This is a genomic window from Devosia litorisediminis, assembly GCF_018334155.1.
Classification (GTDB): Bacteria; Pseudomonadota; Alphaproteobacteria; order Rhizobiales; family Devosiaceae; genus Devosia; species Devosia litorisediminis.
The window spans coordinates 2,174,616-2,201,070 of sequence record NZ_JAGXTP010000001.1; the positions used below are offsets into that span (position 1 = coordinate 2,174,616).

24 protein-coding genes are annotated in these 26,455 nt (G+C 63.7%); 2 read left to right on the forward strand and 22 right to left on the reverse strand.

Going from position 1 to position 26,455, the window contains the following annotated elements; translation table 11 throughout:
• Positions 1 to 8: 8 nt before the first annotated feature.
• The 8 genes from KD146_RS10345 to ccmI form a co-directional block, all read right to left on the reverse strand.
• On the reverse strand, positions 9 to 2,891 hold the full coding sequence (locus tag KD146_RS10345) for a bifunctional [glutamine synthetase] adenylyltransferase/[glutamine synthetase]-adenylyl-L-tyrosine phosphorylase (RefSeq protein ID WP_212658588.1): 2,883 nt from the start codon (positions 2,889 to 2,891) through the stop codon (positions 9 to 11).
• A gap of 48 nt (positions 2,892 to 2,939) precedes the next feature.
• Positions 2,940 to 4,364, reverse strand: a complete 1,425-nt coding sequence (locus tag KD146_RS18225; protein ID WP_212658589.1) for a HAMP domain-containing sensor histidine kinase — start codon at positions 4,362 to 4,364, stop codon at positions 2,940 to 2,942.
• 4 nt (positions 4,365 to 4,368) lie between these two features.
• Entirely contained in the window at positions 4,369 to 5,040 is a 672-nt protein-coding gene (locus KD146_RS10355; RefSeq protein ID WP_212658590.1) for a response regulator transcription factor, read from the reverse strand.
• Positions 5,041 to 5,103: 63 nt separating this feature from the next.
• On the reverse strand, positions 5,104 to 6,639 hold the full coding sequence (locus KD146_RS10360) for a Do family serine endopeptidase (protein ID WP_212658591.1): 1,536 nt from the start codon (positions 6,637 to 6,639) through the stop codon (positions 5,104 to 5,106).
• A gap of 127 nt (positions 6,640 to 6,766) precedes the next feature.
• The gene (locus KD146_RS10365) at positions 6,767 to 7,231 is read right to left on the reverse strand and encodes a cytochrome c-type biogenesis protein (protein WP_427857068.1); all 465 of its coding nucleotides are present in this window, start codon (positions 7,229 to 7,231) and stop codon (positions 6,767 to 6,769) included.
• Complete coding sequence (locus KD146_RS10370; RefSeq protein WP_212658592.1) at positions 7,228 to 9,201, reverse strand: heme lyase CcmF/NrfE family subunit; 1,974 nt, start codon at positions 9,199 to 9,201, stop codon at positions 7,228 to 7,230. The genes KD146_RS10365 and KD146_RS10370 overlap by 4 nt, the downstream gene beginning before the upstream one ends.
• Positions 9,198 to 9,674 (reverse strand): cytochrome c maturation protein CcmE, encoded by a 477-nt coding sequence (gene ccmE, locus KD146_RS10375; RefSeq protein ID WP_249327640.1) that lies wholly within the window; start codon positions 9,672 to 9,674, stop codon positions 9,198 to 9,200. The genes KD146_RS10370 and ccmE overlap by 4 nt, the downstream gene beginning before the upstream one ends.
• Positions 9,671 to 10,759: a c-type cytochrome biogenesis protein CcmI gene (ccmI, locus tag KD146_RS10380; protein WP_212658593.1), complete on the reverse strand. Its 1,089-nt coding sequence runs from the start codon at positions 10,757 to 10,759 to the stop codon at positions 9,671 to 9,673. The genes ccmE and ccmI overlap by 4 nt, the downstream gene beginning before the upstream one ends.
• Positions 10,760 to 10,882: 123 nt before the next feature.
• On the opposite strand from ccmI, the gene KD146_RS10385 reads away from it, so the two are divergent.
• Positions 10,883 to 11,947, forward strand: coding sequence for a hypothetical protein (locus KD146_RS10385; RefSeq protein ID WP_212658594.1), 1,065 nt, complete (start codon positions 10,883 to 10,885; stop codon positions 11,945 to 11,947).
• Positions 11,944 to 13,953, forward strand: a complete 2,010-nt coding sequence (locus KD146_RS10390; protein ID WP_212658595.1) for an FAD-dependent oxidoreductase — start codon at positions 11,944 to 11,946, stop codon at positions 13,951 to 13,953. Before KD146_RS10385 ends, KD146_RS10390 begins: the two co-directional genes overlap by 4 nt.
• Here the strand turns inward: KD146_RS10390 and KD146_RS10395 are convergent.
• The 14 genes from KD146_RS10395 to KD146_RS10460 all read right to left on the reverse strand — a co-directional run bounded on the left by KD146_RS10395 (position 13,950) and on the right by KD146_RS10460 (position 26,355).
• On the reverse strand, positions 13,950 to 15,167 hold the full coding sequence (locus KD146_RS10395; protein ID WP_212658596.1) for a hypothetical protein: 1,218 nt from the start codon (positions 15,165 to 15,167) through the stop codon (positions 13,950 to 13,952). The genes KD146_RS10390 and KD146_RS10395 overlap by 4 nt on opposite strands.
• An 87-nt stretch (positions 15,168 to 15,254) precedes the next feature.
• Complete coding sequence (locus KD146_RS10400; RefSeq protein WP_212658597.1) at positions 15,255 to 15,734, reverse strand: RT0821/Lpp0805 family surface protein; 480 nt, start codon at positions 15,732 to 15,734, stop codon at positions 15,255 to 15,257.
• A gap of 58 nt (positions 15,735 to 15,792) precedes the next feature.
• Entirely contained in the window at positions 15,793 to 17,166 is a 1,374-nt protein-coding gene (locus KD146_RS10405; RefSeq protein WP_212658598.1) for an ATP-binding protein, read from the reverse strand.
• Between the two features lie 10 nt (positions 17,167 to 17,176).
• Positions 17,177 to 17,836, reverse strand: a complete 660-nt coding sequence (locus KD146_RS10410; protein ID WP_212658599.1) for a response regulator transcription factor — start codon at positions 17,834 to 17,836, stop codon at positions 17,177 to 17,179.
• 29 nt (positions 17,837 to 17,865) lie between these two features.
• Positions 17,866 to 18,159 carry a hypothetical protein gene (locus KD146_RS10415; RefSeq protein WP_212658600.1) on the reverse strand — a complete coding sequence of 98 codons (294 nt, stop codon included), beginning with the start codon at positions 18,157 to 18,159 and terminating at the stop codon, positions 17,866 to 17,868.
• Positions 18,160 to 18,292: 133 nt separating this feature from the next.
• Entirely contained in the window at positions 18,293 to 19,048 is a 756-nt protein-coding gene (locus tag KD146_RS10420) for a glycoside hydrolase family 108 protein (protein ID WP_212658601.1), read from the reverse strand.
• Positions 19,041 to 22,772 (reverse strand): baseplate multidomain protein megatron, encoded by a 3,732-nt coding sequence (locus tag KD146_RS10425; RefSeq protein WP_212658602.1) that lies wholly within the window; start codon positions 22,770 to 22,772, stop codon positions 19,041 to 19,043. Before KD146_RS10425 ends, KD146_RS10420 begins: the two co-directional genes overlap by 8 nt.
• A gap of 32 nt (positions 22,773 to 22,804) precedes the next feature.
• The gene (locus KD146_RS10430) at positions 22,805 to 23,236 is read right to left on the reverse strand and encodes an NlpC/P60 family protein (protein ID WP_212658603.1); all 432 of its coding nucleotides are present in this window, start codon (positions 23,234 to 23,236) and stop codon (positions 22,805 to 22,807) included.
• Positions 23,233 to 24,123: a DUF2163 domain-containing protein gene (locus KD146_RS10435; RefSeq protein WP_212658604.1), complete on the reverse strand. Its 891-nt coding sequence runs from the start codon at positions 24,121 to 24,123 to the stop codon at positions 23,233 to 23,235. Before KD146_RS10435 ends, KD146_RS10430 begins: the two co-directional genes overlap by 4 nt.
• The gene (locus tag KD146_RS10440; RefSeq protein WP_212658605.1) at positions 24,120 to 24,740 is read right to left on the reverse strand and encodes a DUF2460 domain-containing protein; all 621 of its coding nucleotides are present in this window, start codon (positions 24,738 to 24,740) and stop codon (positions 24,120 to 24,122) included. Before KD146_RS10440 ends, KD146_RS10435 begins: the two co-directional genes overlap by 4 nt.
• Positions 24,741 to 24,870: 130 nt before the next feature.
• Positions 24,871 to 25,425, reverse strand: coding sequence for a phage tail tape measure protein (locus KD146_RS10445; protein ID WP_212658606.1), 555 nt, complete (start codon positions 25,423 to 25,425; stop codon positions 24,871 to 24,873).
• Positions 25,415 to 25,606, reverse strand: a complete 192-nt coding sequence (locus KD146_RS10450; protein ID WP_212658607.1) for a rcc01693 family protein — start codon at positions 25,604 to 25,606, stop codon at positions 25,415 to 25,417. Before KD146_RS10450 ends, KD146_RS10445 begins: the two co-directional genes overlap by 11 nt.
• Positions 25,603 to 25,917 carry a gene transfer agent family protein gene (locus tag KD146_RS10455; RefSeq protein WP_212658608.1) on the reverse strand — a complete coding sequence of 105 codons (315 nt, stop codon included), beginning with the start codon at positions 25,915 to 25,917 and terminating at the stop codon, positions 25,603 to 25,605. The genes KD146_RS10450 and KD146_RS10455 overlap by 4 nt, the downstream gene beginning before the upstream one ends.
• 24 nt (positions 25,918 to 25,941) lie before the next feature.
• On the reverse strand, positions 25,942 to 26,355 hold the full coding sequence (locus KD146_RS10460; RefSeq protein ID WP_212658609.1) for a phage major tail protein, TP901-1 family: 414 nt from the start codon (positions 26,353 to 26,355) through the stop codon (positions 25,942 to 25,944).
• Positions 26,356 to 26,455 lie beyond the last annotated feature (100 nt).

Here is a 26,455-nt window from a genome sequence, read left to right on the forward strand (position 1 = left end):
CAACTCCTTCAGAGCGTGCGCGCCTTGGCGTACCATTGTGCCGCTGCCGCAGAGACCTCGGCCCGCATATCGGCCAAATCGATCTCGAGCCGCCCGAAATCGGGATAGTGCGTCAAACCTGCCAGCAATTCCTTGAACGCATTGGGCCAGGGCTCATCCTTGAGCGGGTCGATCAGCGCTGCTGTCATCACCTGCATCACCGTGGAATAGACCTGATGGATTTCGGCAAGGCGCCGACCAGCGGGCACGAGATCGGTTTCGCTGAGCCGTACCAAGACCTGCGCCGGGGTTGCCTGAGGCAAGGCAATGGTCTTGCCGGCGACCAATTGGGCGGATTGCGCGATGAATTCGAGATCGACCAGACCACCATCGGCCAGCTTGAGATCAAATGCGTGCCGGGGGGGCCGCTCCTTGCCCATCAGACCGCGCATTTCGACAACATCATCAATGGTCTTGGACGCATCGCGCGCGCGCGACATCACGGTCGAGATGGCGTCGGCGACGGCATAACCAAAGCTGTCATCGGCCAGCACAACGCGGGCGCGGCTGAGCGCCAGATGCTCCCAGGTCCAGGCATTGTCGCGGTGATAGGCGCTAAAGCCAGCCAGGCTGGTGGCAAGCGGGCCGGCATTGCCTGAGGGGCGCAGGCGCATATCGGCTTCATAGAGCACGCCCTCGGCCGTCGGGGCGGTTATGGCGGCAACCAGACGCTGGGTCAGACGGGTATAGTACTGATTGGTGCTGAGCGGCTTTTCACCGTCGGATTCGCCATCCGGTGCGTCGTAAAGCAGAATAAAGTCGAGATCGGAGGCGACAGTCATCTCTCGGCTGGCCATCTTGCCGAAGGCCAGCAGCGCCACCGTGCCACCGGCCATAATGCCGTGGCGGCGTTCAAACTCGGACCGGACGCTACCGAACAGGCGATTGAGCAGGGTTTCGGCAAGGGCGGTGAACTGCTCCCCGGCCCCATGCGCATCAACCGTGCCCGAAAGCAGGCCTGCGGCGATCAGGAACTTCTGCTCCTGCCCGATAATGCGGGCGCGGTCGATGACCTCCTCATAGGAGCGGGCATCCGCCAGAAAGGCATCGACCTTGGCCACCAGCACATCACGATGGGTCACATCATTGGCAAAGGCGGGGTCGATCAATCCATCCATGACATGGGCGCGATGAATGACGGCCTCGGACATGCGGGGTGCCGACGCCATTAACTGCACCAGCAGTGTGCGCAGGCTGGGGTGATTGCGCAGCAGGGCAAACAGTTGCACGCCCGTGGGCAGGCGCGACAGGAAATTGTCGAACTTGGCCAATGCCGCATCGGCATTGCCGGCATTGCTTAGTGTGGTCAGCAGCGCGGGCAGCAATTCTGTGAGATGGCCCCGGGCCGCAGAAGCACGGGTGGCGGGATAGCTGCCATAGTGCCACTTGCGGACAATCTCGATGACCTTGGATGCATCGCCAAAGCCCATATTGGTCAGGGTTTCAAGCGTGCCTGGATCGTCGTCATTGCCGGTAAAGACCAGATTGCCTTCCCCACTCCCAAGGCTTTCGCCCTCGGTGAACAGTTCGGAATAATAGGCCGAGACCAGCTCCAGCGCGCCGCGATAGTCGGCCTCGAACTGGCGCAGATCGGGCTGTCCCATCAACTGGCCAATAATTGCCACCTCTTCGGGGGTGGCGGGCATGACATGGGTCTGTTCGTCACGCAGCATCTGCAGACGGTTTTCGACAGCGCGCAGATACCAATAGGTATGGCGCAGCTCGGAGGCGGCGCGTGGGGTGATCCAGTTGGCATCGGCCAACGCTGCCAGCGCATGGGCAGTCGGCTTGACGCGCAGCGTCTTGTCGCGGCCACCGGCAATCAATTGCTGGGTCTGGGTGAAGAACTCGATCTCGCGAATACCGCCACGGCCAAGCTTGACGTTGTGTCCCTCAACGCGGATATCGCCGACATTCTTGGCGATATTGATCTGGCGCTTCATGGCCTGGATATCGGCGATGGTGGCGAAGTCGAGATGCTTACGCCAGACATAGGGAGCCAGTTCCTTGAGGAAGGCCTTGCCCACTTCCTTGTCGCCAGCGCAGGCGCGCGCCTTGATCCAGGCGGCACGCTCCCAGTTCTGGCCCCGGCTTTCGTAATAGGACAGCGCGGCATCGAACGAGATGGCGACAGGGGTCGAGCCAGGGTCGGGCCGCAGCCGCAGATCGGTGCGGAACACATAGCCATGGGCCTGCCGCTCCTCCATCAGGCCGACCAGCTTCTGGACCATGCGCGAATAGATCTTGGTGGCTTCCAACGGATCCTTGAGCACGCCCTTTTCGGGATCGTAGAACACCACAATATCGATATCGGAGGAGTAGTTCAGCTCCTGCCCGCCATGCTTGCCCAAGGCGAAAATGGCGAGACCGGAATTGGCCGCATTGGCCTGTTCGGGCTCCAGGGTCAGTTGGCCCCGCTCGGCAGCCTGCCGCATCAACATGTTGAGTGCGGCATCAAGGGCCGCGTCAGCCAGATGGGACAGCGCGGCTGTGGCCTGCGCGGTGGTCCAGGCGCCGCCGGTTTCGGCGACGGCTGCCAGCAAGGCGGTACGCCCCTTGGCAATGCGCAGCAGCGGGGCGAGTTCGGCTTCGTCGGCGGCACTGCGCCCGGCAGTGTCGACCGCTTCGATGATGTCGGTGAAGGCACCGTCAGGATTATCGCTGAGCGCCTCGACGAACCAATCAAGATTGGTCTGCGCCAACGCGAGCAGATAAGGCGCTGATTCCAGCAGCGGCCCGATAGCGGGCGCATTGGGCTTAAGGGCAGCGCGCTGGTCAGCCGAGGCCTCTGCGAGCCATGCGTCAAAGACCGGCGTTTTGATCGGAGGCAGGGCGTTCAGTGTTGTGACCATAGGCACATGGTTATCTTGGCGCCGTGCAACGGGCAAGGTGGGCGCGCATCACACAGCGGCGGCGGGCAGATCGATCACGGCGCGCACGCCGGGATCATTGTCCTCGATACGGAAGCTGCCGCCATGCAGGCTCGCAACGGCATTGACCAGTGACAGACCCAGACCCGAGCCGACTTCGGAACGGCTCTTTTCGAGGCGCACGAAGCGTTCAATGGCCCGCTTGCGGTCGGCCTCGGGAATGCCAGGACCATTATCGGCCACTTCGATAAGGACACGATTGCCGGCCTGGCGCAGCCCGACAGTAATCCGCCCCTGCCCCTCGCCATGGGGTTTGGCGTATTTGACGGCGTTTTCGAGCAGATTGACCATGGCCTGGCCGATCAGTTCGCGATTGGCATGCAGGTGCACCGCGTCAGCGATGGAGGTTTCCACCACAATGCCTTCATCCTCCGCCACCGGCCCATAGAGCTCGGCAACGTCGGCAACGATGGCGCTGACGTCCACATCGCTCAAGGCGCCCGAAGGAGCCCCGGCTTCGGCACGGGCAATCATCAACAGCGCGTTGAAGGTCTGGATCAGCCGGTCACTCTCGGCAATGGTGGTCTCGAGCGCCAGCTGCCGGGTTTCGTCGCTGGCGCCTTCACGCAGGGCGGACTCGGCCTGATTGCGCAGTCGGGTCAGCGGCGTCTTGAGATCGTGGGCCACATTGTCGGTGACCTCCTTGAGGCCCTGCAGCAGCTGCTCAATGCGGTCGAGCATGGCGTTCAGATTGGTGGCAAGCCCATCGAATTCGTCATTGCGCTTGGTGACCGGCACGCGCTCGGACAGGTTACCCGACATGATCTTGGTGGAGGTGTCGCGGATGGTGTCGATGCGGCGCAGCACGCGTTGCGCGGTTATGCCGCCCGCAATGATGGAGAACAGAATGATGCCCAGCACGCCAATCAGGAAACTCTGAATGATGATCGCCGAGAAGCCTCGCCGCTCGATCACGTCGCGCCCGACCACCAGTCGCATGCCATTGCTCAGCTCGACCGAACGCACCACGGCATAGCCTGATTTGGCGCGCGGCGGGCGTCCGTCGGTCTGATTGGTGGTGTCGGTCAGCGCCTCGGCGCGCTCGTAGTCGAAGCCGTAGGTGCCGGGGGTAACCAGCACCTCGGCGGGTACATCGGTGATATTGCCAAGCAGATACTGGCCAGAAGCGTCCCCGAGATAGTAGACGCCGGGCCCGGGTGAGCGCGATACGCGCTCGACGGCGAAAGCCACCGCGCGCACGCCCTGATTGGTGTCGATGCGCTGCAGTACCCGCACTTCGCGGTCGATATCGTCGGCCTGCTGGCGCTGGATCGAGATGCTGGACTGCCAGCCGATAAAGCCCAGCAGCAGGATCGAAAATATCCCGAAGATCAGGATAAACGTTGCCGTCAGCCGGACCGTGGATGTGCGCCAGAGCTGGGCAATGGTGTTCACAAGGCTACTCGCGGATCATGTAACCAGCGCCGCGCACGGTCTGCAGCAAGGGGCTGGCATGCCCCTTGTCGACCTTGGAGCGCAGGCGCGACATGTGGACGTCAATGACATTGGTCTGGGGGTCGAAGTGGTAGTCCCAGACATTTTCAAGCAGCATGGTACGGGTCACCACCTTGCCGGCATTCTTCATGAGATATTCGAGCAGGCGGAATTCACGTGGCTGGAGCAGGATGGTTTCGCCATCGCGTTCGACCTTGCGGGAGAGACGATCCAGGGTCAGGCCGCCCACGGCATAATTGGTGGCGGCTTCGGAGGGGCTGGAGCGGCGCGCCAGCACTTCGACGCGGGCCAGCAATTCGGTAAAGGCATAGGGCTTGGTGAGATAGTCATCACCGCCGGCGCGCAGGCCGGTGACGCGGTCATCAACCTCGCCCAGCGCCGAGAGAATGAGAACAGGGGTTTTGTCGTCTTCAGCGCGCAGCGACTCAACGATGGACAGGCCATCGCGGCGCGGCAGCATGCGATCAACGATCAGCACGTCATAATCCATGCCCGAAGCCATGGCGTAACCGGTTTCGCCGTCGGCGGCGTGGTGGGTAATATGACCGGCTTCATCGAGCGCCTGGATCAGGTAGCTCGCTGCTTCGCGGTCATCTTCGATCAACAAAATCTTCACCGCGGTGCCCCCGGGATACTGATGGGAAATGGCCCCGGAGCAATGCCCCGGAGCCGTACTGGTTTATTCGCTCAGTGGCAGGCCGACGAAGCGGGCTTGACCGTCGCGGCTGGCCTTGACCAGAGCGGTGTTGAGGCCCTTGGCCTTGACCGCATCAAGCGCAGCTTCGAACTCGTCGAGGCTGGAGACGGCCGTGTTGTTGACTTCCAGAATGGCGTCGCCGATGGCGAGACCCTTCTTGGCAGCTTCAGATCCCTCTTCAACGTCCTGGATCAGCAGACCGCCCGTACCATCGGAATTGGGCACAAGGGTCAGCCCAACGCTGGACTTGGTGGGGATTTCAGCCGGTGGTGTGGGCTGTGCTGGTTCCTCAACGGCCGGTGCTTCCTCGTTGAGAGTCTGCAGCTTGACCGACAGCTTGGTCTCGGCACCATCGCGCCAGATGGTCAGCTCAACGGTGGACTCGGGGGCCTTGCCGGCAATGGTGCGGCTGAGGTCGAGTGCATCGTCGATCGGATCGCCGTCGACTGCGGTGATGATGTCGCCCGACTTGACGCCAGCAGCGCCGGCAGGGCCGTCAGAGGCAGGCTCGCGGACAATGGCACCCTTGGCATCGGCCAGGCCAACACCGTCAGCAATGTCACGGGTGACATCCTGAATGGACACGCCAAGATAGCCGCGGGTTACCGAGCCATCATCGATCAACTGCTGGACGATACCCTTGACGGTAGCCGCGGGGATCGCAAAGGCGATACCGACATTGCCGCCATTGGGCGAATAGATGGCGGTGTTGACACCGACCACTTCACCCTGGGTATTAAAGGCCGGGCCACCGGAGTTACCGGTGTTAACGGCCGCGTCGATCTGCAGGAAATCGCCGTAGTTTGAACCACCAATATTGCGGCCCGACCCGGAGATGACGCCGACAGTAACGGTGCCGCCCAGACCGAAGGGATTACCCACGGCGACGACCCAGTCACCAACGCGGCTCGACTCGGATTCAAACTTCACAAATGGCAGGTCGGTGCCTTCGATCTTGAGCACGGCCAGATCGGTGCGCTCATCGGTACCGACAATGGTGGCTTCCTGTTCGACGCCGTCGTCAAACACCACGGTGACCTTGGTAGCGTTTTCGACAACGTGATTATTGGTGACGACATAGCCGTCAGCGGAAATCACGAAGCCAGAACCGGCTGCCATGAACTGGCGTGGCCGTGGTGCCTCGCCGCTATTGTCATTGCCGCCGCGCGGATTCTGCTGACCGAACTGGTCAAAGAAATCGCGGAAGGGGTGGCCTTCTGGCAGATCGGGGAAATTGAAGTCGAACTGGCCGCCGCCACGCTGCACATTGCGCGGGCTTTCCTGGGCTTCGACAAGAATGGAAACCACGGCTGGTTTGACGGCCTCGACGAGGTCGGCGAAGCCAGCATGGGGCTGAACGGCCTGGGGAACGACAATCTGGGCGGCGTTCTGCACCTGGGCATTGGCGGTCTGGCCGGTGATGACATAGGCGGTCGAAACACCGCCGATACCGATCATCAGCGCCAAGGCGGAAGCCCCGAGCCACTGACTGGTACGCTTCATGATAGATGGACGCATCGCGAATTCTTCTCCTTCGGGCAAGCCCTCAACAGCTTACGGTGTAGGTATGGAACACCCGAGCTTTCGGAGAGGTTGCGCCAACATTAAGGTTTGGCAATGTTGGCGGCGAGAATGCGGCGAAGACTTAGTCGCTGGTGTGGCGCTCAAGCGCGTCGAGCGCGGCGCGTTCTTCGGCGCTCAGCTCGGTTTGGGGCACGGGCGCGGGGCGGCGGCCAACAATCACCAACACAATCAGACCAACGCCCAGCAGCAGCGGCGCGGCGATCCAGAGCAGAAGCGTGTGCTCGTTCAGGCGCGGATTGAGCAGAACATATTCGCCGTAGCGGTCGACCAGATATTGCCGCACCGCTTCATCGCTATCGCCGGCGACAAGGCGTTCGCGCACCAGCACGCGCAGATCCTTGGCCAGATCGGCATCGCTGTCATCAATGGACTGGTTCTGGCAGACAAGGCATCGCAGGCCAGCGGAGATATCGCGGGCCCGCTGCTCGAGCACCGGGTCATCAAGCAGCTCGTCCGGGCTGACAGCGAGCGCGGCACCGCTCAGCAGCAGGGCCAGGCTCAGGGCCAGTGCGCGCAGCCAGATCATTCTGCGGGCTCCAGAGCGGGCGCAGCAGCCCGGCGCGGTGCGCCAATGCGGACACGCCGGTCACTGAGCGAAATGATGCCCGCCAGTGCCATCAGCAGCGTGCCGATCCAGATCAGCGTGATGTAGGGCTTGAACCAGATGCGCACCACATGGGTGTTTTCGAGTGGTTCGCCGAGCTGCAGGTAGAGCTGGGAGAAGCCATAGGTCTGAATGGCCGCCTCCGTGGTGGGCATACCGCTGGCGACATAGGTACGTCGGTCAGCCATGGTGTCGCGCATCTTGCCATCGGGCGCGGTGATGGTGAAGCGCCCCTCATCGGCCACATAATTGGGGCCCGGCACCTGAGTGAAGCTGTCAAAAGCCACGACATAGCCGGACAGTTCAGCGCTCTCGCCGGGGTTCAGCGTGGTGACCAGCTCCGTCTCCCACGCACTGGTGGCGACAATGCCCAGGACGGTGACGCCAATCCCGAAATGGGCAATCGCGGTCGCCCAGCTTGCGCGTGGCAGACCGATCAGCCGGCGCCAGCTTTCGGAAACGGGGATACGGCCCAGCCTAGTGCGCTCAACCAGTTCAGCGAAAGCGCCAAAGGCTACCCAGAAGCCGAGCAGCAAGCCCAATGGCGCCAGCGAGATGGATACCCCGCCCAACGCTGAAATCAGGATGGTAAAAAAGATCGCCAGCGCCCCGGCCCACATCAGGCGTTGCGCGGCCGCGACGATATCGGCGCGTTTCCAGGCAAGCATGGGGCCAAAGGGCAGCACCACCAGCAAGGGTGCCATCAGAGCACCAAAGGTGAGATTGAAGAACGGTGCGCCGACCGAGATGGTGGTACCGGCCACTGCATCAAGCAGCAGCGGATAGAGCGTGCCCACCAGCACTGCGCCAACGGCGGTCGCCAGGAACAGGTTGTTCAGGATCAGCGCACCCTCACGACTGACCGGCGCGAACAGCCCCCCCTGGCGCAGAGCGGCAGCCCGCAGCGCGAACAGGAAGAAGGCCCCGCCAATCAAAATGGCGAGCATGGTCAGGATCACCAGACCGCGTGTCGGGTCACTGGCAAAGGTATGCACCGATGTCAGAATGCCCGACCGCACAAGGAAGGTGCCCAGCAGCGACAGGCTGAAGGTGATGATGGACAGAAAAATCGTCCATATTTTCAGCGCATTGCGCTTTTCCATCACCAGCGCCGAATGCAGCAGCGCCGTGCCGGCCAGCCATGGCATGAAGCTGGCATTCTCCACGGGGTCCCAGAACCACCAGCCACCCCAGCCGAGTTCGTAATAGGCCCAGTACGAACCCATGGCGATGCCCAGGGTCAGGAACGTCCAGCTCAGCATGGCCCAAGGGCGCACCCAGCGCGCCCAGGCCTGATCGATACGGCCCGAGATCAGCGCGGCAATGGCAAAGGAGAAGCAGATCGAGAAGCCGACATAACCCGCATAGAGCAGCGGCGGGTGGATCGCCAGACCGATATCCTGCAGCACGGGGTTGAGGTCATTTCCCTCAAACGGCGCCGGAAAGACCCGCTCGAACGGGTTGGATGTGAAGATGGTGAAACCGGCAAACGCGGCGGTCAGCAGGCTTTGGGTGGCCAGAACCAGGGACAGAAGATCACTGGGCAGGCGGCGACCAAAGGCAGCCACCATGGCGCCAAAGCCGACCAGGATCATGATCCACAGGACCATGGAGCCTTCGTGATTGCCCCAGACGCCGGAGATCTTGAAAATCAGCGGCTTGAGCGAATGGGAATTATTGACCGCCAGCAACAGCGAGAAATCGGAGGTTACGAACGCCTGGATCAAGGCCAGAAACGCGACCACGACCAAAACGAACTGCAGTACGGCAGCCTGGCGGAGAACCAGTGCAATACGGCTGCCCGAGCGCCAGAACAGGAAACCGCCCACCGTTGCCATTGTGGCAATGGCAAAGGCCAGGATCAGGGCGAAATGTCCGAGTTCAATGCTCACTGTGATGCCATCTCCGGCCGCCATTCGCCGCTCGCCTTAAGCGCCTCTACGACTTCCTTGGGGATGTAATTTTCGTCGTGCTTGGCCAGCACATTGGTGGCCGTAAACTCGCCATCGGGCCGCAGACTGCCCTCGGCAACCACCCCCTGCCCTTCGCGGAACAGGTCGGGCAGCAGTCCGACATAATGGGCGGCCACGTCGGTAGCGCCATCGGTAACGACAAAGCTGTTGTCCTGACCGTCGCGCACCCAGCTATCGGCCTTGACCAGACCACCCAGACGGATGGGCTGGCCGATGGCAACGTCGCGGGCGATCACGTCCGATGGGGAATAGAAAAAGACGATCTGGTCGCGCAGCGCCACCAGCACCAGTGTGGTGGCAAGGCCCACCACCACAGCAAAACCGGCGATCACGGCCAATCGCTTCTGCTTGCGGGTCCAACCCGCCTTACGCATGCCGACGGGCGTGGTCATTGCGAAGCTCCATTGATGGTCAGGCCGGAATCGAGCGCAAGCGTGTCGAGATCACCGCGATCAAATGCCAGGGGATAGGCGGCAACAGCGTCGTCAAAGGCAGCCTGCGCCTTGGCCGTGTCACCCAGAACGAGATAGGCGCGGACCAATTGGGTCCACTCGTCAATCGAGCCGCCCTGATCGGCAAGACGGGTCGCGAGGCCCGAGACCATCTGGCCGATCATTTCGGCTTCCTGATCATTGCTGGGAGCAACACCGTCATTGGTGGCCACCAATAGACCCTGTCGAGCCGCGCCAAGCCAGGGCTCATCCCCCTTGGACAGCGCCAGTGCCGCATTCCAGGCCTCAATGGCGGCGGGGAAATCTTCCTGACGCGTTAGTTCGGCAGCGATATAAAGCCGCGACAGCACGTGCTGGGGGTCGCTGGCCGCAGCGACTCGTAACAGGTCCATGGCCTCGGGTGATCCGGCGCCCTGGGCCTGAAACATCAGCGCCTCGGCCAGATTGGTCTGCAGGTCCGCACTCGCCCCATCCAGTTCAATCAGGCGACGATAGGCGTTGGCGGCGTCGGCAAAGCGCCCCAGTTCCATATAGGCGGGGGCGATTACGGTCCAACCACGCACATCGTCGGGATTGGCCGCCAGGGCGGCTTCGATGCGGGTAATGGCGCTGGTCAGATCGACCGGCTGCTCTACGGCCTCGGCAACACGCCCGGCCAATGGCTGGCTGGACATGCCGGGATTGCCCAGCACGGCGTAAAGCCCCAGCGCAATGGCGGCGACGCCAGCAAGGCCGACCAGAATGGTGGTGCGACCGACCTGTCTGGTGGCCGCAGCGGCGGGGCCTGCTTCGGACTTCAAGCGCAGAAGTTCACGGGCCAGTTCGCTTTTGGCAGCCAGCGCATCGGCCTCGCTGAGCTTGCCAGCGGCCTGATCGGCATCAATGCCGGCCAGTACAAGCCCAAAATGGCTGTTGGCATCAGTGATTTCAGGCGAGTTTGCGTTGACCGTATGCGAACCGGCTGCGTAAAAAAGCGCAGCGCACGCAATGGTGGTAACGGCGATGGCAATAAACCAGAATATCATGAGCCACAGTTACTTCGCGCCGCCGCGCGGCAATTGCTGCCCATCTATAAGCGGAATATGGCGAAAAACCACAAAAACACGGATCATTGAGGCGGACGCATTGCCACAGGTCAAGCAGGTGGCATGACGCATAGCCCGGTCGACTTTCTGATTATCGGCGCCACACCGCTGGCCCGGCTGCTGGCCGGACTGCTGGCGTCGACCCATGGCAAGTCGGTGCTGCTGCAGGGCGAACGGGCGTTTGGCATGCGCCTGTCGCGCGATCTGGATCTCTCGGTGGGCGCCATGACGCGACCTGAGAGCTGGGCGCTTTTGAGGGCGACCGCGCCCGAAGCGACCAGACTAATCAGCCGGATCGGCAAACGTGCCGCCATCGCGCGACTCGATCCTGTCGTGTTTGCCGATCACCTTGCGGGACAGCAGGCGCTGGGACATATCCGGCATATGGCAGCTGCCTATGGCGTGGCTGCAGAGCGGACGCCGCTCAATTATCTGGGCGCGGGCCGTCAGGGCGTCGTGCTGCGTGACGCGGTGCTGTTGCGCCGCGCAGCGCTGGAGCCAGCGCTTGACGGGTGGCTCGAACAAAGCGGCGTGCAGCAATTGACGGCAGATGCCAGCCTGCATATTGCGCGCGATGGCAGCGCCGAAGCCATGCTGGACAACAAGCCAATCACCATTGGTCGGACCATCCTGGCCGACGACGACGCCATTCTGGCGCATCTGCGCGATGGTGCCTGGCCTGCCCTGCTGCACCGACAGAATGTGAGCACCATCCTGAGCGAGCCGACGCTCCCGCTGGCTGCGCCGGTGATGTGCCAACTCGATGATGGTGTGTTGCTGCACCAACAGGCCGAGGGTGGCATTCTCGCCCAGGGGCCGGGCGATATCGCCGCCTTCTCGGCGATGCTTGGCAATCTGCTCGGGGAAAAGCATACGATCGAGCATGCCGGGCAGACGCAGTCCGTACGTCTGCGCACCGGTGACGGCGCACCCGCTTTGGGACGCCTGCATGGCACGGGGGCCGATATATTGGCCGGGTTCGGTTGTATCGGGGCGTTTCTGGCACCAGCGATTGCCCGCTGGCTGACTGGCACAGCCAACGCCGCCGAGAATGCGTGGTTCGGCGCCCGCCTGATCAATCGCGGCACAGCCAACCGGTCGGTCAGCGATATCGGAGCGGCAGGATGAGAGGGCAACCCAACCGGCTGGCCGCGGAAACCGCCGGGCCGTTTTCCGGCAGCGCCATTGACCGCAGGCAACCCCTGCAATTCCGCCTTGATGGCCGCACCATTGCCGGCTTTGTCGGCGATACCGTGCTCAGCGCCGTGCTGGCGTCGGGCGTTGATGCTGTCGGCAAGCGCGGTGACAGCACGCTGGCGCTCTCGCCCCGGTTTGCGCCGGCGATCATTCCGGCAGCACTGGCCACCGACACCCAGCGGGCCCTGGCGATGGAGCGCACGCCGGCCAAAGATGGTGCGGATTATGTAACCCTGGCCCCACGCAAGCGACAGGTGCTTATCGATGGCCTGCGCCGTCTGGCATCGCCAAGCACCACGCTGGGTCTGGACCTGGACCATCCAGCGGCCATGCGCCAGCCTTGGCGGACAATTGCCGGGGTGGCGGAAACACCGGCCCAGCTCATCGTGGTGGGCGGCGGCATTGCCGGCATGGCCGCGGCGGTTGCCGCGGCAAATGCTGGTCTGAGTGTGCTGGTGCTCGAAGCCTCCCCGCGGTTGGGCGGCCATGCAAGGCTGTTCGGCACGCTTGAGGGAGAAGAAGCTGCCGATGCCAGCTTTGTACGGCTGGGCGCCGCCATTGCCAGCGCGCCAAATGTCACCACGCTCACCCATGCCGCAGCTTTCGCGCTGCGGCCCGGCGTGGTGCGTGTGCACATCACCGATGTCTCGGGACCAACGCCTACGGCCCGCGTCGTCGACATGCATGCCCCCCATATTGTGCTGGCCACTGGCACAACCGAGCGCCTGCCGCTGTTTGCGGGCAATCGACTACCCGGCGCGGTCGGGGTGCGCGACGCCTATGATATGGCCGAACATTACGGGGTCTGGTGTGGGCAGTCGGCGGTCTTTGCCACCGCCAGCAGCGCCGCCTATCGTCTGGCCATGCTGGCCCGCGACGCCGGCATTGCCGTTCCGCGCATCATTGATGCACGGCCCCAGCCACAATCGCGCTTCATCGAATACTCCAAGGCCTACGGCATGACGCTGGCGGCGGGCACCATCATCGCCGAGGCGCGGCGGGCTTCGCAGGGGCGTGGCTTGTCCATCAGCCCGCAGCTGGCGGTGGATGGCTTTAGCCGCACCGAGCCGGGCATGAAGGTCGATCGTCTGGTGGTCTGCGGCGGCTGGCAGCCCGAACTGAGCCTGTGGCACATGGCGGGCGGCAACAGCCAATGGAATGCCCAGCGGCAACGCCTGGAGGCCGCCAATGGGCCCGACGGTATCGTTCTGGCCGGCAATGCGGCGGGACATCTGGGCCATCAGGCCTGTCTTGAGAGTGGTCAGGCTGCCATTGATGCCCTGCTTGGCCGCGCGCCGGGCAGCGTCAGCGAACATGGCGTCGATCCCATTTACGAAACGCCGGACGCCGCGACGCCAATCGCGCCGATTGCGGGGGCTGGCGACAGCAGCTTCCTTGATGGTGGGCGCAGCTGTATCGAGCGGCCAACCCCGGCCCCGGCGCGCCGGCATGACTGGATCAAGGGCGCATCGGCGCCGGACTGGCCGCTGGCCGATGGTCCCCATGCTCTGGGGGCGCCCGATGTGGCAGCCGGTGTGCAGTTAAGGGAAATTGATCCCGCGCATGCCGGATGGGTGGCCCAGCAGCGCGTCCCCATGGTGACGATTGCCACAGCAGCAGACAGGGCGCCGACAGCGCATGTATCAGCACCACTGGTCCCGGAGTTCCTGACCGACCGCTATGGCAGCGATGCCGGTTTGTGGCTGATCAAGCCCCATGATGCACGCTGGCTGGAGGCGGGCGCCCTGATCCAGCCCAATAGCGACGTATCTGATCCTGCAGCGGCGGTTGGCGTGGTGCTGCGGCACGACAAGGATGGTTGTATTGCTTTGCTCAGGGCCGGGTTTGCCCAAGCCGGGCAGACAGCGGCCGTGTGCGAGCCAGGACGCGCGACGCCGGTTCGCGTGCTGTCAGCCTATCCGGCAGAGCAGGTCTAGTTGGCGCGTTGAGCCGATGCGCGGGCGCGCTTGAGCGTTTCGGCATATTCAGGATTGAAGCGCACTTCAGCCATCTTGATGCCGGCATCGAGCCGGGCCGAAATGATCGGATCGGCAGGGTTTTGCCGGATCAGGTCGAGATTGCGCTGCAGCTGCATTTCGAGTGCCTCACCCGACTGGCTCCATGCCTGATCAAACACCGCGTTCAGCGCCATGGAGGCGCGGCATTCGCGGACAGTGGCCAGCAGATAGATGCCGTTGATCGCCGCCAGCAGCCGGTCATTGTCGAGCCGATCGGTGCTGGCGTCACGGCCCCGGCGCAGCGCCTGATTGAGGTCGGGCACGACATCGCGCAGGCGCGGTTCGATACGATCGGAAACCTGCTTGGTCAGCGATGACAGAATGGCCGCCCATGTGCTGCCGCGCTCAAATTCGATATAGCCGGTCAGGGCCCGCACCAGCCGGTGGAAGCGATCCAGGCCACGGCAGATCAGGTCGATATCGGCAAATGGCCCGCTGGGCTGCAGCAGATAGATCTGGTTCTGCGCATGGGCCAGCATGGCGTCGACAACCGGCGCAAAGCCGCTGCGGGCCACCGAGGCTTCAGTCGCATTGCCGGACAGCTTGATGACGGTGGTGACCAGACGGGTCGGATTGACGATCTGGCGCATGGCGGCATGAAACAGCAATGCTGCCAGCGGCGGATCGCGCAGCGGCATGGATTGCAATGCCACGCCGAGCGCAGAATCTTCGCCGATATTGTTGATGGCCTTGCCGAAGGCCGTGGCCTTGGCCAGCAGCGGGCGGGCACGCAGCGCCGACAGGATTTGCGGCAGGGCATCGCGGGCCTCGTCGCTGCCCAGCATGGTGCGCAGGCGGCGGGCGGTTTCGGGGTCCGCATCGGCCTTTTCCAGGGCCTCCTTCATGCGGGCCATGATCTTGGGGAGTTGTGGCTCGAGCACTGCCGAGGTCAGGCTGCCATCAGCAATTTCATCGGGTGAAATGAAATCGGAACAGATGTCGCGGCAGACCCAGGTCCAGCCGGCCACAACGCTGCTGCGGCGAATCGATCCCGGGAACGTAAAGGTCGCGGGATCTTCAACGATCACCACATCGAGTAGCCCCGCAAAAGGCCGCACTGCCGGGCGTCCGGCGCGATTGGTCGGACGGGCGGCAGCGGCTGACGGTTCGGATCGGTTGGCAGCTTGGGACATATAAGCAGTCGGTCTGAGGATAGGTATTGACCTAAGCCTATAGCCCGTTCGTAAATTTTCCCTATCGCCCCAGTGGAAAGACCGCTGTTAGGCGGCAGCTTTCTCCACTGTCCAATTGCCGTTCTGCTCGCGGCAGGCGGTACCCTTTTTCACGAATTCCTGGCCACCGATTTTGACGGTGTGGGTGAAATCGCGGCAATCAAGATTGTTGACGCGGACATAGGGGCCAACGGCCACCGAGCCGGTCGTGCCTTTGTCGCCGGTCCAGGCGCGCGGCGCACCGGGACGGCCGAACTGCAGGGCATAGAACTGGGCGGTGTTGGCGGCAGCGGAATCCTTGGCCGACATCTGTGCCAGGGCGGCCGTATCGACAAAGCCATTGGAAACGCTTGTGGTCAGCAGCGCCTGCTGGGTGGTCTGCGCGGGGCTGGCCACCAATGGGGCCGAATAGACGGGCGTGATCGGCGCAGCTACCGGCGCCTGAGCCACCTGATTGGATCCCGTGCTGGCGCAAGCAGCCAGAGTCAGGGCGAGCAGCGGGGTGGCAATGATGGCGAAGCGGGTCATGTTTCTCGGTCTCTGCGTGGTTGGTAGGGTCTTGTGGTTCCAATGCGGCGAAAGTGCGTCAGGTTGCAGGTCGCGTGACACCGCTCTGGCGGGCTGTCGGCAGGCGCAACTCGACCAACAGGCCACCCAAAACCGAGCGTTTCAGGGCCAGATCGCCGCCATATACATCCACCAGTTCCTTGACGATATCGAGCCCCAAGCCGCTGCCAGGTGTTTTCTCGTCGAGCCTGACACCGCGACGCAACACTTTCTGGGCGTCCTCCGCGCTCAGGCCTGGGCCATTGTCATCAATGGCGAGCAACAGGACCGTGCCCGCACTGCCCTGCTCGGCGCTGAGTCGGACCTCCACCTGTCCCCCGGACCATTTGCAGGCATTGTCGAGCAGATTGCCGGCGATCTCCTCGAGATCGGCCTCGTCTCCCCGGAACCAGGGCAGCGCGGGCTCGTGTGGATGCAGGGTGATGGCGATATCGGGATGGATCTTGGCCATGACGCGCGACAGACGCGCCATGATCTTGGCGGCATCGGCCTTTTTGCCCACTACTGAGGTACGCGCGGCCAGACGCGCCCGCTCGAGATAGGTCGTGACCATGGTGCTCATCTTGTCGCTTTCGGCCAGCACGACATCGGCCAGAGCGCCCTTACTGGTGCCCGCCTCGTTGCGCAGCACGGCAATGGGCGTCTTCAGGCCATGGGCGAGATTGCCAACCTGATTGCGCGCGCGCTCGATGATCTGGGTGTTGGAGCGCAGCAATTCGTTGACCTCTTCGGCCAGCGGCGCGATTTCGCGTGGATAGGTGCCGGTTACCGCCGCGCTTTCGCCGGCGCGCACGCTTTCAATAGCCGCGCTCAACCGGTCCACGGGGCGCATGGCAAAGCGGGCAACGATAAAGCTCATCATGGCCAGCATGACCCCGACCGCGCCCAGCACGATAAAGGCCTGACCGCGGAAATTGCCAACCAGTTCAAGGATTTCGCTCAGATTACCGGTGACGATGATTTCATAGGTATCGGGCCCGATCGTCACCGTGCGCTCGACCACCCGCATGCTTGTGCCAAAGCTGTCATCCATGATCGCGGTTTGGCGCCCCGAGGCACTCACCGGACCGGGAATATCGGGTGTGTCGATGCCCACCACCGAGCGCGAAAGATTATAGAGCGTGCCGTCGGCATCGCGAATGGCCCAGTACCAGCCCGAGCGCGGCCGGCCAAAACGCGGATCGGCCAGAGCTATGTCCTGGCTTTGCGGGTCACCGGTCTCCAGCAAAGATCCGGCCAGGCTTTCAACATGGAAATCCAGCGTATCCGAGAGCGCTGTATCGAGCGCGCGGGAATAGAGGTCGGTCAGCAAAAAGCCGGTGGCGACCAGCGCCACAACGAGCCAGCCCGCCGACAGCCAGAACAATGATGCGGCGATCGAGCCTTTGCGCATGGCCTCCAGCTCAGTCTTCGGCGATCTGGTAACCCAGACCACGCACGGTCTGAATGCAGTCCTCGGGCAGTTTTTTGCGCAGGCGCCCGACGAACACCTCGATGGTGTTGCTGTCGCGGTCAAAATCCTGATCGTAGAGATGTTCGGTCAGCTCGGTGCGCGAGATCACCTTGCCCTTGTGGTGCATGAGGTAGCTGAGCAGGCGCAGTTCATGGCTGGTCAGCTTGATCGACTGGCCATCAACCGTCACCTTGCCCGAGCGCACATCAAGGCGCACCGTACCCGAGACAATCTCGTTGGAAGCCAGTCCGGCCGCGCGGCGCACCAGAGCCCGCAGACGCGCCAGTACTTCTTCCATATGAAACGGCTTGGCGACATAGTCATCAGCGCCGGCGTCGATGCCCTGCACCTTGTCGCTCCAGCGATCGCGGGCGGTCAGCAGCAGCACGGGGGTTGTCTTGCCATCGCGGCGCCAGTTTTCCAGCACCGACAAACCGTCCATCTGGGGCAGGCCGATATCAAGGACGATGGCGTCATAGGGCTCGGTATCACCAAGAAAGTGCCCCTCTTCGCCATCAAAGGCGACATCGACAGCATAGCCGCCTTCGGTCAGGGCGTCCTTGAGCTGCCGATTGAGATTGACGTCGTCTTCGACAACGAGAATGCGCATTGTCTGGCCCCCAGATGCAGTCGGAATGTCTATTGCGCGTCCAGAACCAGGTTCTGTGCTTCGCCGGTCGCGGTCAGCAGACCAATAACATAGACCAGACCGCCTCCCTCGTCACATACCGCAACATTGAGGATTTCCGCGCTGCCGTCGATACCGGCACCGGCCAGCACGGCGGCCAGCGACATGATCTGGCCAGACGATACCGCCTCCTGGATCTGTCGATTATCAAGGCACGATTGCGCGCCGGCCGAGCCCATACCGGCCAGACCAAGCGCCAGAGCAATGGCCAGGGGGGCAAGGCGTTTTGAGAGCAGTGTTTTCATGAGGCCAATCTATGGCGGGCAAGCTGAATGGGACATGAATGGGGCAAGCGGCGCCAGAGGGTCAAGATTTTCATGGCCCGAGACGCCCAATCGCTCTGTCATATCAGCACGCAACAGCCCGCCCGCAAGGCTTTCAGGCCTGCGCAATATCGCCCTTGAGCCCCTTGCGCAGGAAGATCACTGCCAGCGCCTCCATGATCAGATGGCCCGCTGAGCCGCCATCTAGCGTTGGCAGGTCAATGCCGAGTACCTGCGCCAGCCCGGCCAGCAGCATCAGGGCGGCCGTGATGTAGGTCTTGTAGCCGTTCAGGATATCCATGGTCTGTCTCCGTTTGGTGATGGATGGGGCGGCACCGGCAGCGTCCAGCGCTGCCTGCCGAATGGCCGTGACGCGGGCCGACCAGCCCTTGCCGAAGGTGGCGAAACTGGCAAGGCGCGTGAGAAAGGACATGCGACGATCGCACAGCGCATTGATCAGGGTGGCAGCCCCTTCAAGCGCTATACGGGTTTTGAGCGCGCCCAGGGTCAGCGGCCCGATTGCGCCGTCGACCAGCACGCCCAGGTCCCCCTGCAGCGTCCGGATAGCCCGGTCGGGACCGGAATTGACGGCAAAATCAAACAGCGCCAGGTCAAGACCGGGTGGCATCTGATCGGCATTGACCCGGCTCCAGTAGCCCGCCCGGTAGATACGCGCGGCTTCAGCGCGTCCCAGCCCCTGCACATCAGCCTTGGGTAGCGCCCACCAGGGCGAAACATTGCGCCAGCGGGCCAGCGTCTTGCGGGTAATGCCCAGATTGGTGGCGCCGCCCGGATCGCGCGGATGATCGGCATAGCCGCCCTCGTGCTGCAGCACGGCGTTCAGGCAAATTTCAAATCGGGTTTCACTCATTGAACTCTCCCACTGCAGCGTGGCCCGCGCCCAGAACCGGGCTTAGCTGGGCGATGGTGAAGCTGAAACTGGTTGCAGGCGCGCCGAAATCGGCGGTTTGATCAGCGCTCGCATAGGTCGCTGCAGCGTTTTCGGCTTCGATGACGCGTTTGAGTGTGGGTCCATCAAGAATGGTCACCCGATAGGCTTCAGGCGCATGCTCCAGCGTGGTTTGCGCCACGCCCCAGCCATCGGCATCGGCCCGGCTGCGCCGCACCCAGGTCAACGTGATATCGCCACTGTCCCCGCGGATTGCACGCAGATGGACCGGCGGCAGCGGCAGGGCGGGGTCGGCGTCAACCACCACTGTTTCTTCAATACCCACCAGATCGCTACTGCCGGCATAGATACGGAAACTGCGCGTTTCACCGAGCCAGCCCGGTTCAACCGGCAAGCTGGCCGCTCGACTGTCGAGCACCACGACACGCTGACCGATTGCCGCAGAACCCATTCCGGGATCGCTTCCCTGCAGCCCGCGCAGCAGCTTGGCCAACCGATAGCGCCCCGGCGCGATCAGGCTGGCCTCGGCGAAACCGATAACCTCCCAACTGCCCGCGTCGCTCTGCACCGCAATGCGGTTGCTGCCGGCCAGTACGGCCAGCGGCTCGGCAGCCGCCAGATGGCCAGCATGGAGCAATACCTCGAGGCTGTGCCCATTGTCCCAGAGGGATCTTGGCCCCGGCTCCAGCGCCGTCGCCAAGGTGCCCAGATAACCGCGCCGATCCAGATTGAGCACGGATGCACCGGTGGTTTCGTCCACCAGTTGCAGTGTGCCCGGCCAGGGACTGGCATAGCCCGCCAAGAGCAGTCGCGAGCGGCCGGGATTGTCCGGCAAGGGTGGCAGATGGGCCAGCGTCACCAGTGGCACCGCCCGCACAGCGGTGCCACTGCCACCGCGCACGGGCTGGTCAGCTCCCACCGCCTGTGCCGTTTTCGTCACCAGCGTGTGCGCCGTCACCCGTCGCATCAGACCATCGCGGATTTCAGCGATCTCGAACGGTCCTTCGGCGAGCCCGTCAATCTCCACCAGATCACCCGGCTCGAGCGCCAGTTGATGCTGTGACAGGGCAAACTCCAACGTCTCGCGACGCGCGGCCTGCCCATCAAGCAGGCGTTCGGCCGATAGCCGCGCTGCTGCGCCATCGAGCACAAAGCCCACTGCCTGCGTTGTCAAAGGCCCGTCGTCCTGCGCCACAGCCGTCACCGTGCCGGTCAGATAATCGCGCTCGCGATCAACAAAACTCAGCGCCAGCCGCCCCGGCAGCTCCGCCGGATCCCCTCTTCTGCGCAGGAGATTAGCTGCTTCTCCATGCGCCAGTTCGTCTGGCGCCAACAGCGCAGCCGAACCATGCGCGGCATTGCCCAGATGCAGTCCGGTCGGACGATTGACCAGCCCCTGCCCCGCCACCGCGATCAGCGGCTCCAGCGCGTCGCGCGCCGTGGTCACACGCGTCAGTGCGTAGCCGCTGACAAAGGGCAAAGCTGGTTGCGCCTGCAGTTCGACGCCATGCGCGGTTGCGATAGCGCTGGCCAGTTCATCACTGGACAGCCCCCCCAGCCGCCCGGTCAGCCAATGGCCGTTGCGATGGTTCACGCCATCGGACCAGACTGCACTGAGCGCCGGAAAGGCCGGATATGGCCGGGCGTCCCAGCTCCAGTGATAGATCCGGTCGGTATCGAGCATGCCGGGTGGATTGTTGCCGCCATCGCGCCAATGCGCCTGATGCGCGCGCAGAACCTGACGCTGGATCAACGGGTCCGGCAGACCGCTGGAAAGGTACGGACGCCCGCTTTCCGCGCTCTTGTCGTCGCCGAAAATATTGGGCTGGTTGGCGCCCTTGTCGACGGCGCCGCAGCCCAGTTCCGTTAGCCAGATTGGCTTTGCGCCCGGCACCCAGGCGGTTGGCGTGCCGCTGCGTACCCCATTGGGACGATCATGGTGCGGCTGGCTCCACCAGTTCGCGATATCCTTGAAACGCCAGACCCAGGGCTCCCCATAGGCACCATCGCTGATCGGCGTACGGATCTGGCTGAGCCGGTCAGCAGTGCTGGCATAGAACCAGTCATAGCCCTCGCCACCGGCGATATTGCCCTGCAGATAGGCCAGATCGTGCCCGGTATCGGACGAGCTCGCGTCGGCATGGCCGGTGCCGTCGCGCCAATCGGCCAGCGGCATGTAGTTGTCGATCCCTACCGCATCGATATTGGCCGAGGCCCAGAGCGGGTCGAGATGGAAGAACTTTTCGCCGTCAGGCTGGTAGCCCGCATATTCGCTCCAGTCGGCGGCGTAGGTCAGCTTGGTGTCCGGCCCGACAATGGCGCGCACGTCGCTGGCCAAACTCACCAGCGCATCGACAAAGGGAAAGCTGTTTCCAGCCCCGCGTACCGTGCTGATGCCCACCATTTCCGAGCCGATAATCAGGGCGTCGACGCCGCCGGCAGCCACCGCCAGTCCGGCATAATGCAGTGCCATCAGCCGGTGGGCCGCAGCAAAGCTTGCCACTTGCGCGCTCGCAGCCGCACTCTGGTCGGGCGAGCCGGGCTGGCCCGGCGCCGGGTCACAGGTGATGCGCCCGCGCCAGGGATAGCTTGGCTGCGCTGCGCCACCATAGGGATTGGGCAGCATATTGTCCGTCGGGACATCCATCATGATGAGCGGATAGAGCGTCACCGACAGGCCACGCGCCTTGAGATCGGCAATCGCGGCCAGCACCGCGCTGTCCGAGGGCGTGCCCCCATAGGCCGCGCTGCCATTGTGGCTGGATACCACCGGCACATCGCCGCGTGCCAATCCCGCCACCGACCAGTCCGTATCGAGCATGGGCCGGTGCGCCGCCTCGACGCGCGGGCCGATGCTGCACTGGCCGCAGCGTAGATCATCGCCGAACCAGGCGACCACCAGCGCGACGTGCTGCAGGTTCGGACAAAGCGCTGTCAGCTCGTCGATCGACCAGCTCCAGTCGCTGACATGGGGGAAGACGTGGGTATTCTCCCCCACCGTTTCGCCCGGCCCGGCCAGTCGCACGCGCGGCGTCGGATCATAGCCGAACTCTGTCGCGCCGGGGATCACCGTTACCGCCCGAATATTGGCTTCGAGGTCGCCCACGACCCGGCAGAGCTCGACCGAGAGCTGGGGAATGCGATTGCCGAAACGGTTGAGCGGGAGTTGCTCGACCACCAGATAGCAAAGCCCGCGATAGGCGGGCGCGGTGCCTTGGGTCGCTTCAATCAACCCGTCAGGCAATTGATCCTCAGTGCCCCGATAAAACCGCAGCGTCAGACCCTCGGGGTCAAGCAATTGCCCGTCAGCCCAGATACGGCCGAGCCGATGCACTTCGCCCTCGCAGAAGGCCACGGCAAAGCTGGCGCCGACCGCGTCCTGGGTCTGATCGCCGCCAAAGCCTTTGGCCCCGGCATTTTCACCACCCAGCAGTTCCAGCTCGCGGGCCCAGATAATATTGCCTGCGAGCCGGCTCCAGCCAAACAGACGCGGCACCGCCCCGCCTTCGCTGGACCCCTGCAGCCGAATGTCGACGCCGCCCGTCTCGGGCTTTTCACCAAACAGCGCATTGTCGAGCGCACTGCCAGCCAACGCGCCCAGCGCCCGGCCGATGGTGGCACCAATGGGCCCGCCAACCAGCCCGCCGACAGCCTGTCCAGCCAGCGAAAGCGCGAGAGTGGCCATGAGATATTCCTGTGATTGAGGATAAAGGCTGCCTAGTCCTCAGCAAGGCACCCCGGAAACCGGAACCGCCCCGCGACCCGGCGCGCCCAGGCTTCGGTCAGGTTGGCCTCAACAACGCCGAGCCGCTCCTGCGCGTGGATAAACCGCGTTGGCGAAATCAGGATGCCGCAATGCTTGGGTTCGTGCCCGGCCAGCCTGAACAGCACCACCTGCCCGGTTCCCAGCGTGCCATGCTCGACCAGCAGCAGCGCTTCAGCTGCCACCCGCAGGGCCCCGGCATTCAGCGGATCGCGCAGATCGGCGCGATAGGGCGGCACCGCCATGGGTTCGCTGCCATACAGCGCCCGCCACACACCGCGCAGCAGGCCCAGGCAATCGCACCCTGCCCCAATTGTCGCCGCCTGATGCCGATAGGGCGTGCCCAGAAAGGCGCGCGCTGCCGTGACCACCGCATCGGGGTTCACGGCACCACCGCCCGTCCATCGAGCGCGTCGCCATTGCGCGGATGGCGCAGCACGTAGTCGCTGCCCGGAATATGCGGGAAGCCACGAAAATTGACCGCATTGTCGAACTTGGCCTGACAGGTGGAAAAGCGTCGGTCGCAACCCGCAGTGACGCCGAACGTATCGCCCACCGCCACCCAGTCGCCTATCCGGGTGCTGAACGCCAGCACATCCGCACTGCCCAGCCGCGCATGGTTCACCACCGCGTCGCTTAGACCATCGCGTTTGCCATCGCTCCACAGCACCGTGCCAAAGCTGAACCAGCCCTCAGCAAAGCCCTCCAGCCCGGTCACGACCGCGCGATAGGGATCATCCAGTGCCGTCACCGTGGCAGAGCCCTGCAGGCTGGGCATCGCCAGCGTCACCCCACAGCGCGCATCGCCCACACGGGCATCGCACAGGCTCTGATAGATCCGGCCATGCGTCGCGTTAAGCCCCTGCTGGGCCGAGCGCAGTTCGGCACGAAATACCCCGTCCTCGCGCACAACCTCGCCAATGCTGTCGCGCCGCAGCAGCAGGCGCTGGCTCACATCGCTCCAGTTCACCCGCCAGGTCTGAACCTGGGCGCCATCATAGCGCCCGAGCAGAATATCGTCTTCGCTGATCACCTCGGCGCTGAGCACGCCGAGCACCTCGCTGGTCTGCACCTGCGCGCCCAACCGCGCCGGCACCTCGCTGCCATCGAGCCCATTGGCCGGCGTATAGTCTGTGCCATCAAAACTCAGAACCCGGTCATGATCGGTAAAGCCGAGCACCACGCCATCGCCCCGCGTCAGCTTCCAGCAATGGCACAGCGTGGTCTCGCTCTGCGCCAGATGCGCCGCCAGCCCGATATCGAGCGTTCTCATGGCAGAATCTCCACTAGCGGAATGCTGGGCACTTCGGCACCATCGAAGCTGGTCAGTTCGACATCGAGCCGGTCGGTGTCAAAGCGGACCGGCACGTCAAACAGAAACCCGGCGGTGACCGCCACACCCAGCCCCGGCGCCATATCAAAGCTGACCAATCCCGTGGTCAGATCAACCGTCCAGCCACTGAGCTGCTCCGCCCCGTCGAGCGCCACCCGCACCGAACCCGATACGGGCCGCGTGATGGGCCGCAGATAGGGATCAAAATCAGCGCCATAGCGCTTGGTCAGTGCAAAGCCGGTCTGCGCCCCGTCCCCGGTGCCGATCGCCTGATCCAGCGGGCCTGGCATTGTCCCCGCACTGGAGAAGTCGAGCCCATCATGCCACAGAAAGCCATGCAGCCGGCCACGCCGCTCCTCGAAGAAAGCCAGCACCGCCGCCATATCGGCGCGTGATTTGACGCCATAACCCGCATTGTAGCGCCGCCGCGAATAGTGCCAGCGTCCATTGCGCTGCTCACCACCACCGGCCAGCGTGACCACATCGGTTCTGCGCTCCGGCCCACCCCGCGCCCCCAGCGCGACATCAAGCGGGAAACGGATGGAATGAAAGGCCATGAAGATCTCCAACTGCTGCGCACCCCCACCCAACCTCCCCCGGAAGGGGGAGGTTGGTGAAAGGTGCTCGATCTTGGTTCCGCCTCCGGGCCATCCCTCCCCCTTCAGGGAGAGGTTAGGTGGGGTATTGCTAGCTCGCGCGCGTGCCGCGCTTGACGGCGCGCAACAGCATGGCGCTGAGCTCAGCCTCGCTCGCGGCGAAGCTGCGGGCATCACTGGCCGTCACATTGAACGTCACATTGATCGCGCCGCCTCCACCACCGCTACCAACGCCCAGCCGACCGTCACTGCCGCGCTGCAGTGGCAACACCGCTTCAGCGCCTGCCTCGCCCATCACGCCCAGTCCCTGCCCGAGCGGGAAATAGCTCGGGCTGGCGATCACGCCGCCCTTGGCGAAGGGTGTCACCCCGGCCAACGCCGGATTGGTCGCGGCAAAAAGATTACCCACCATCCCGCCGACCAGATCGCCCAGCGGCCGAATGGCGGCCTTGAGCGCGATATCGGCAAAGCTCTTGGCGATGTCGCCGAGCAGGGATTTGAACGACTTGCCGTCGCTGAGGGCCCCGCGAAACGCATTGCTGATGGAGCGGGCAACGCCATCGGCCAGATCGCCAATGCGGTCGAGTTCGAGCGACACATCGCTCAATTCGTCACGAAAATTGTCGGCAAACAGATCATCGGCCATCGGGGAAACGCTCCATCAGATCACTGAGATCGCCACGGCTGAGCGGACCGGTCTGCGCGCCCATAATGGCGCCCCAGGCCGCTGCCAGTTCACGCGGCGTCAGCGCCCAGAAATCGCGGGCTGGCAGGCGCAGCACGCCCAGCCCAAAACCCATCGCCGCGTCCCAGGGAAAGGGCGTCATGAGCCTTCTCCAAAGGTCGCCTTAAGCAGTCGTGCAGCAATTTCGGCGGCGCCCTTGAGCCCGCCTTCAATACTCAACCGTGCCAGATCATCATCGCTGAGTTCATTGCCACCGCCGCGCAGGCCGGCGCCCAGAATGGCGGTCAGATCGGCAGCAGAAACCCGCCCGCCAGAAAAGCGCTCTGCCAGTCCCACCAGATCCCCGGCCTGCAGCCGGGTCTCCAGCTCGGCCAGCGCGCCCAGCGTCAGGCACAGTGTCAGCGTCTCGCCGCCAATGACGGCGTCAATTTCTCCGCGTTGGGTGATGGCCATGTTCGTGGTCCTTTCGGTAAATGCCTAGAGCGCCGCAAAGCTGAGCTCGCCCGCGCTTTCCAGCGCCAGGTCGAACGTCACCTCGCCGGCATGGTCGCCGGAGAATTCCAGCGCCACGATCTGGAACGGCCCGGTGACGGTGCCGAAATCGGGGATGATCAACTGCCAGTCGCGCAGCGTGCCGGCAAAGAACAGGGCGCGGATCTGCGCGTCTGAAGCGCCATCCTTGAATACCCCGGCACCCGACACCGAGGCGCGTTTCACCCCACCGCCAGCCAGCAATTCACGCCAGCGCCCGGCGCTTTCCTGATCGGTGGTGTCGACGGCCGCAGCATTGAACGCCAGCGCCCGCGTGCGCAGCCCCGCCACGGTGAGAAAACTGCCCGACCCGGTCTGGTCGAGCTTGAGCAGCATGTTGCTGCCGCTTTGAGCGGCCATGAGATTTGCCTTTCAAGAATTGCCACGGCGCCGTGCTAGCCACCCCACCCTCAATCCCTCCCATCAAGGGGAGGGAGGCGCCAGATCGGATGTCCGTGTT

Excerpts from the sequence above, each read along its gene's own strand:
- ccmI (WP_212658593.1), bottom strand. The coding sequence starts at position 10,759 with ATGATATTCTGGTTTATTGCCATCGCCGTTACCACCATTGCGTGCGCT.
- KD146_RS10420 (WP_212658601.1), bottom strand. The coding sequence starts at position 19,048 with ATGAGTGAAACCCGATTTGAAATTTGCCTGAACGCCGTGCTGCAGCAC.
- KD146_RS10395 (WP_212658596.1), bottom strand. The coding sequence starts at position 15,167 with ATGTCCCAAGCTGCCAACCGATCCGAACCGTCAGCCGCTGCCGCCCGT.
- KD146_RS10440 (WP_212658605.1), bottom strand. The coding sequence starts at position 24,740 with ATGGCCTTTCATTCCATCCGTTTCCCGCTTGATGTCGCGCTGGGGGCG.
- KD146_RS10405 (WP_212658598.1), bottom strand. The coding sequence starts at position 17,166 with ATGCGCAAAGGCTCGATCGCCGCATCATTGTTCTGGCTGTCGGCGGGC.
- KD146_RS10365 (WP_427857068.1), bottom strand. The coding sequence starts at position 7,231 with ATGATCTGGCTGCGCGCACTGGCCCTGAGCCTGGCCCTGCTGCTGAGC.
- KD146_RS10360 (WP_212658591.1), bottom strand. The coding sequence starts at position 6,639 with ATGCGTCCATCTATCATGAAGCGTACCAGTCAGTGGCTCGGGGCTTCC.
- KD146_RS10445 (WP_212658606.1), bottom strand. The coding sequence starts at position 25,425 with ATGGCCGATGATCTGTTTGCCGACAATTTTCGTGACGAATTGAGCGAT.
- KD146_RS10345 (WP_212658588.1), bottom strand. The coding sequence starts at position 2,891 with ATGGTCACAACACTGAACGCCCTGCCTCCGATCAAAACGCCGGTCTTT.
- KD146_RS10385 (WP_212658594.1), top strand. The coding sequence starts at position 10,883 with ATGACGCATAGCCCGGTCGACTTTCTGATTATCGGCGCCACACCGCTG.
- KD146_RS10410 (WP_212658599.1), bottom strand. The coding sequence starts at position 17,836 with ATGCGCATTCTCGTTGTCGAAGACGACGTCAATCTCAATCGGCAGCTC.
- KD146_RS10455 (WP_212658608.1), bottom strand. The coding sequence starts at position 25,917 with ATGGCCATCACCCAACGCGGAGAAATTGACGCCGTCATTGGCGGCGAG.
- KD146_RS10435 (WP_212658604.1), bottom strand. The coding sequence starts at position 24,123 with ATGAGAACGCTCGATATCGGGCTGGCGGCGCATCTGGCGCAGAGCGAG.
- KD146_RS10390 (WP_212658595.1), top strand. The coding sequence starts at position 11,944 with ATGAGAGGGCAACCCAACCGGCTGGCCGCGGAAACCGCCGGGCCGTTT.
- ccmE (WP_249327640.1), bottom strand. The coding sequence starts at position 9,674 with ATGACCACGCCCGTCGGCATGCGTAAGGCGGGTTGGACCCGCAAGCAG.
- KD146_RS10460 (WP_212658609.1), bottom strand. The coding sequence starts at position 26,355 with ATGGCCGCTCAAAGCGGCAGCAACATGCTGCTCAAGCTCGACCAGACC.
- KD146_RS10415 (WP_212658600.1), bottom strand. The coding sequence starts at position 18,159 with ATGAAAACACTGCTCTCAAAACGCCTTGCCCCCCTGGCCATTGCTCTG.
- KD146_RS10400 (WP_212658597.1), bottom strand. The coding sequence starts at position 15,734 with ATGACCCGCTTCGCCATCATTGCCACCCCGCTGCTCGCCCTGACTCTG.
- KD146_RS10450 (WP_212658607.1), bottom strand. The coding sequence starts at position 25,606 with ATGACGCCCTTTCCCTGGGACGCGGCGATGGGTTTTGGGCTGGGCGTG.
- KD146_RS10425 (WP_212658602.1), bottom strand. The coding sequence starts at position 22,772 with ATGGCCACTCTCGCGCTTTCGCTGGCTGGACAGGCTGTCGGCGGGCTG.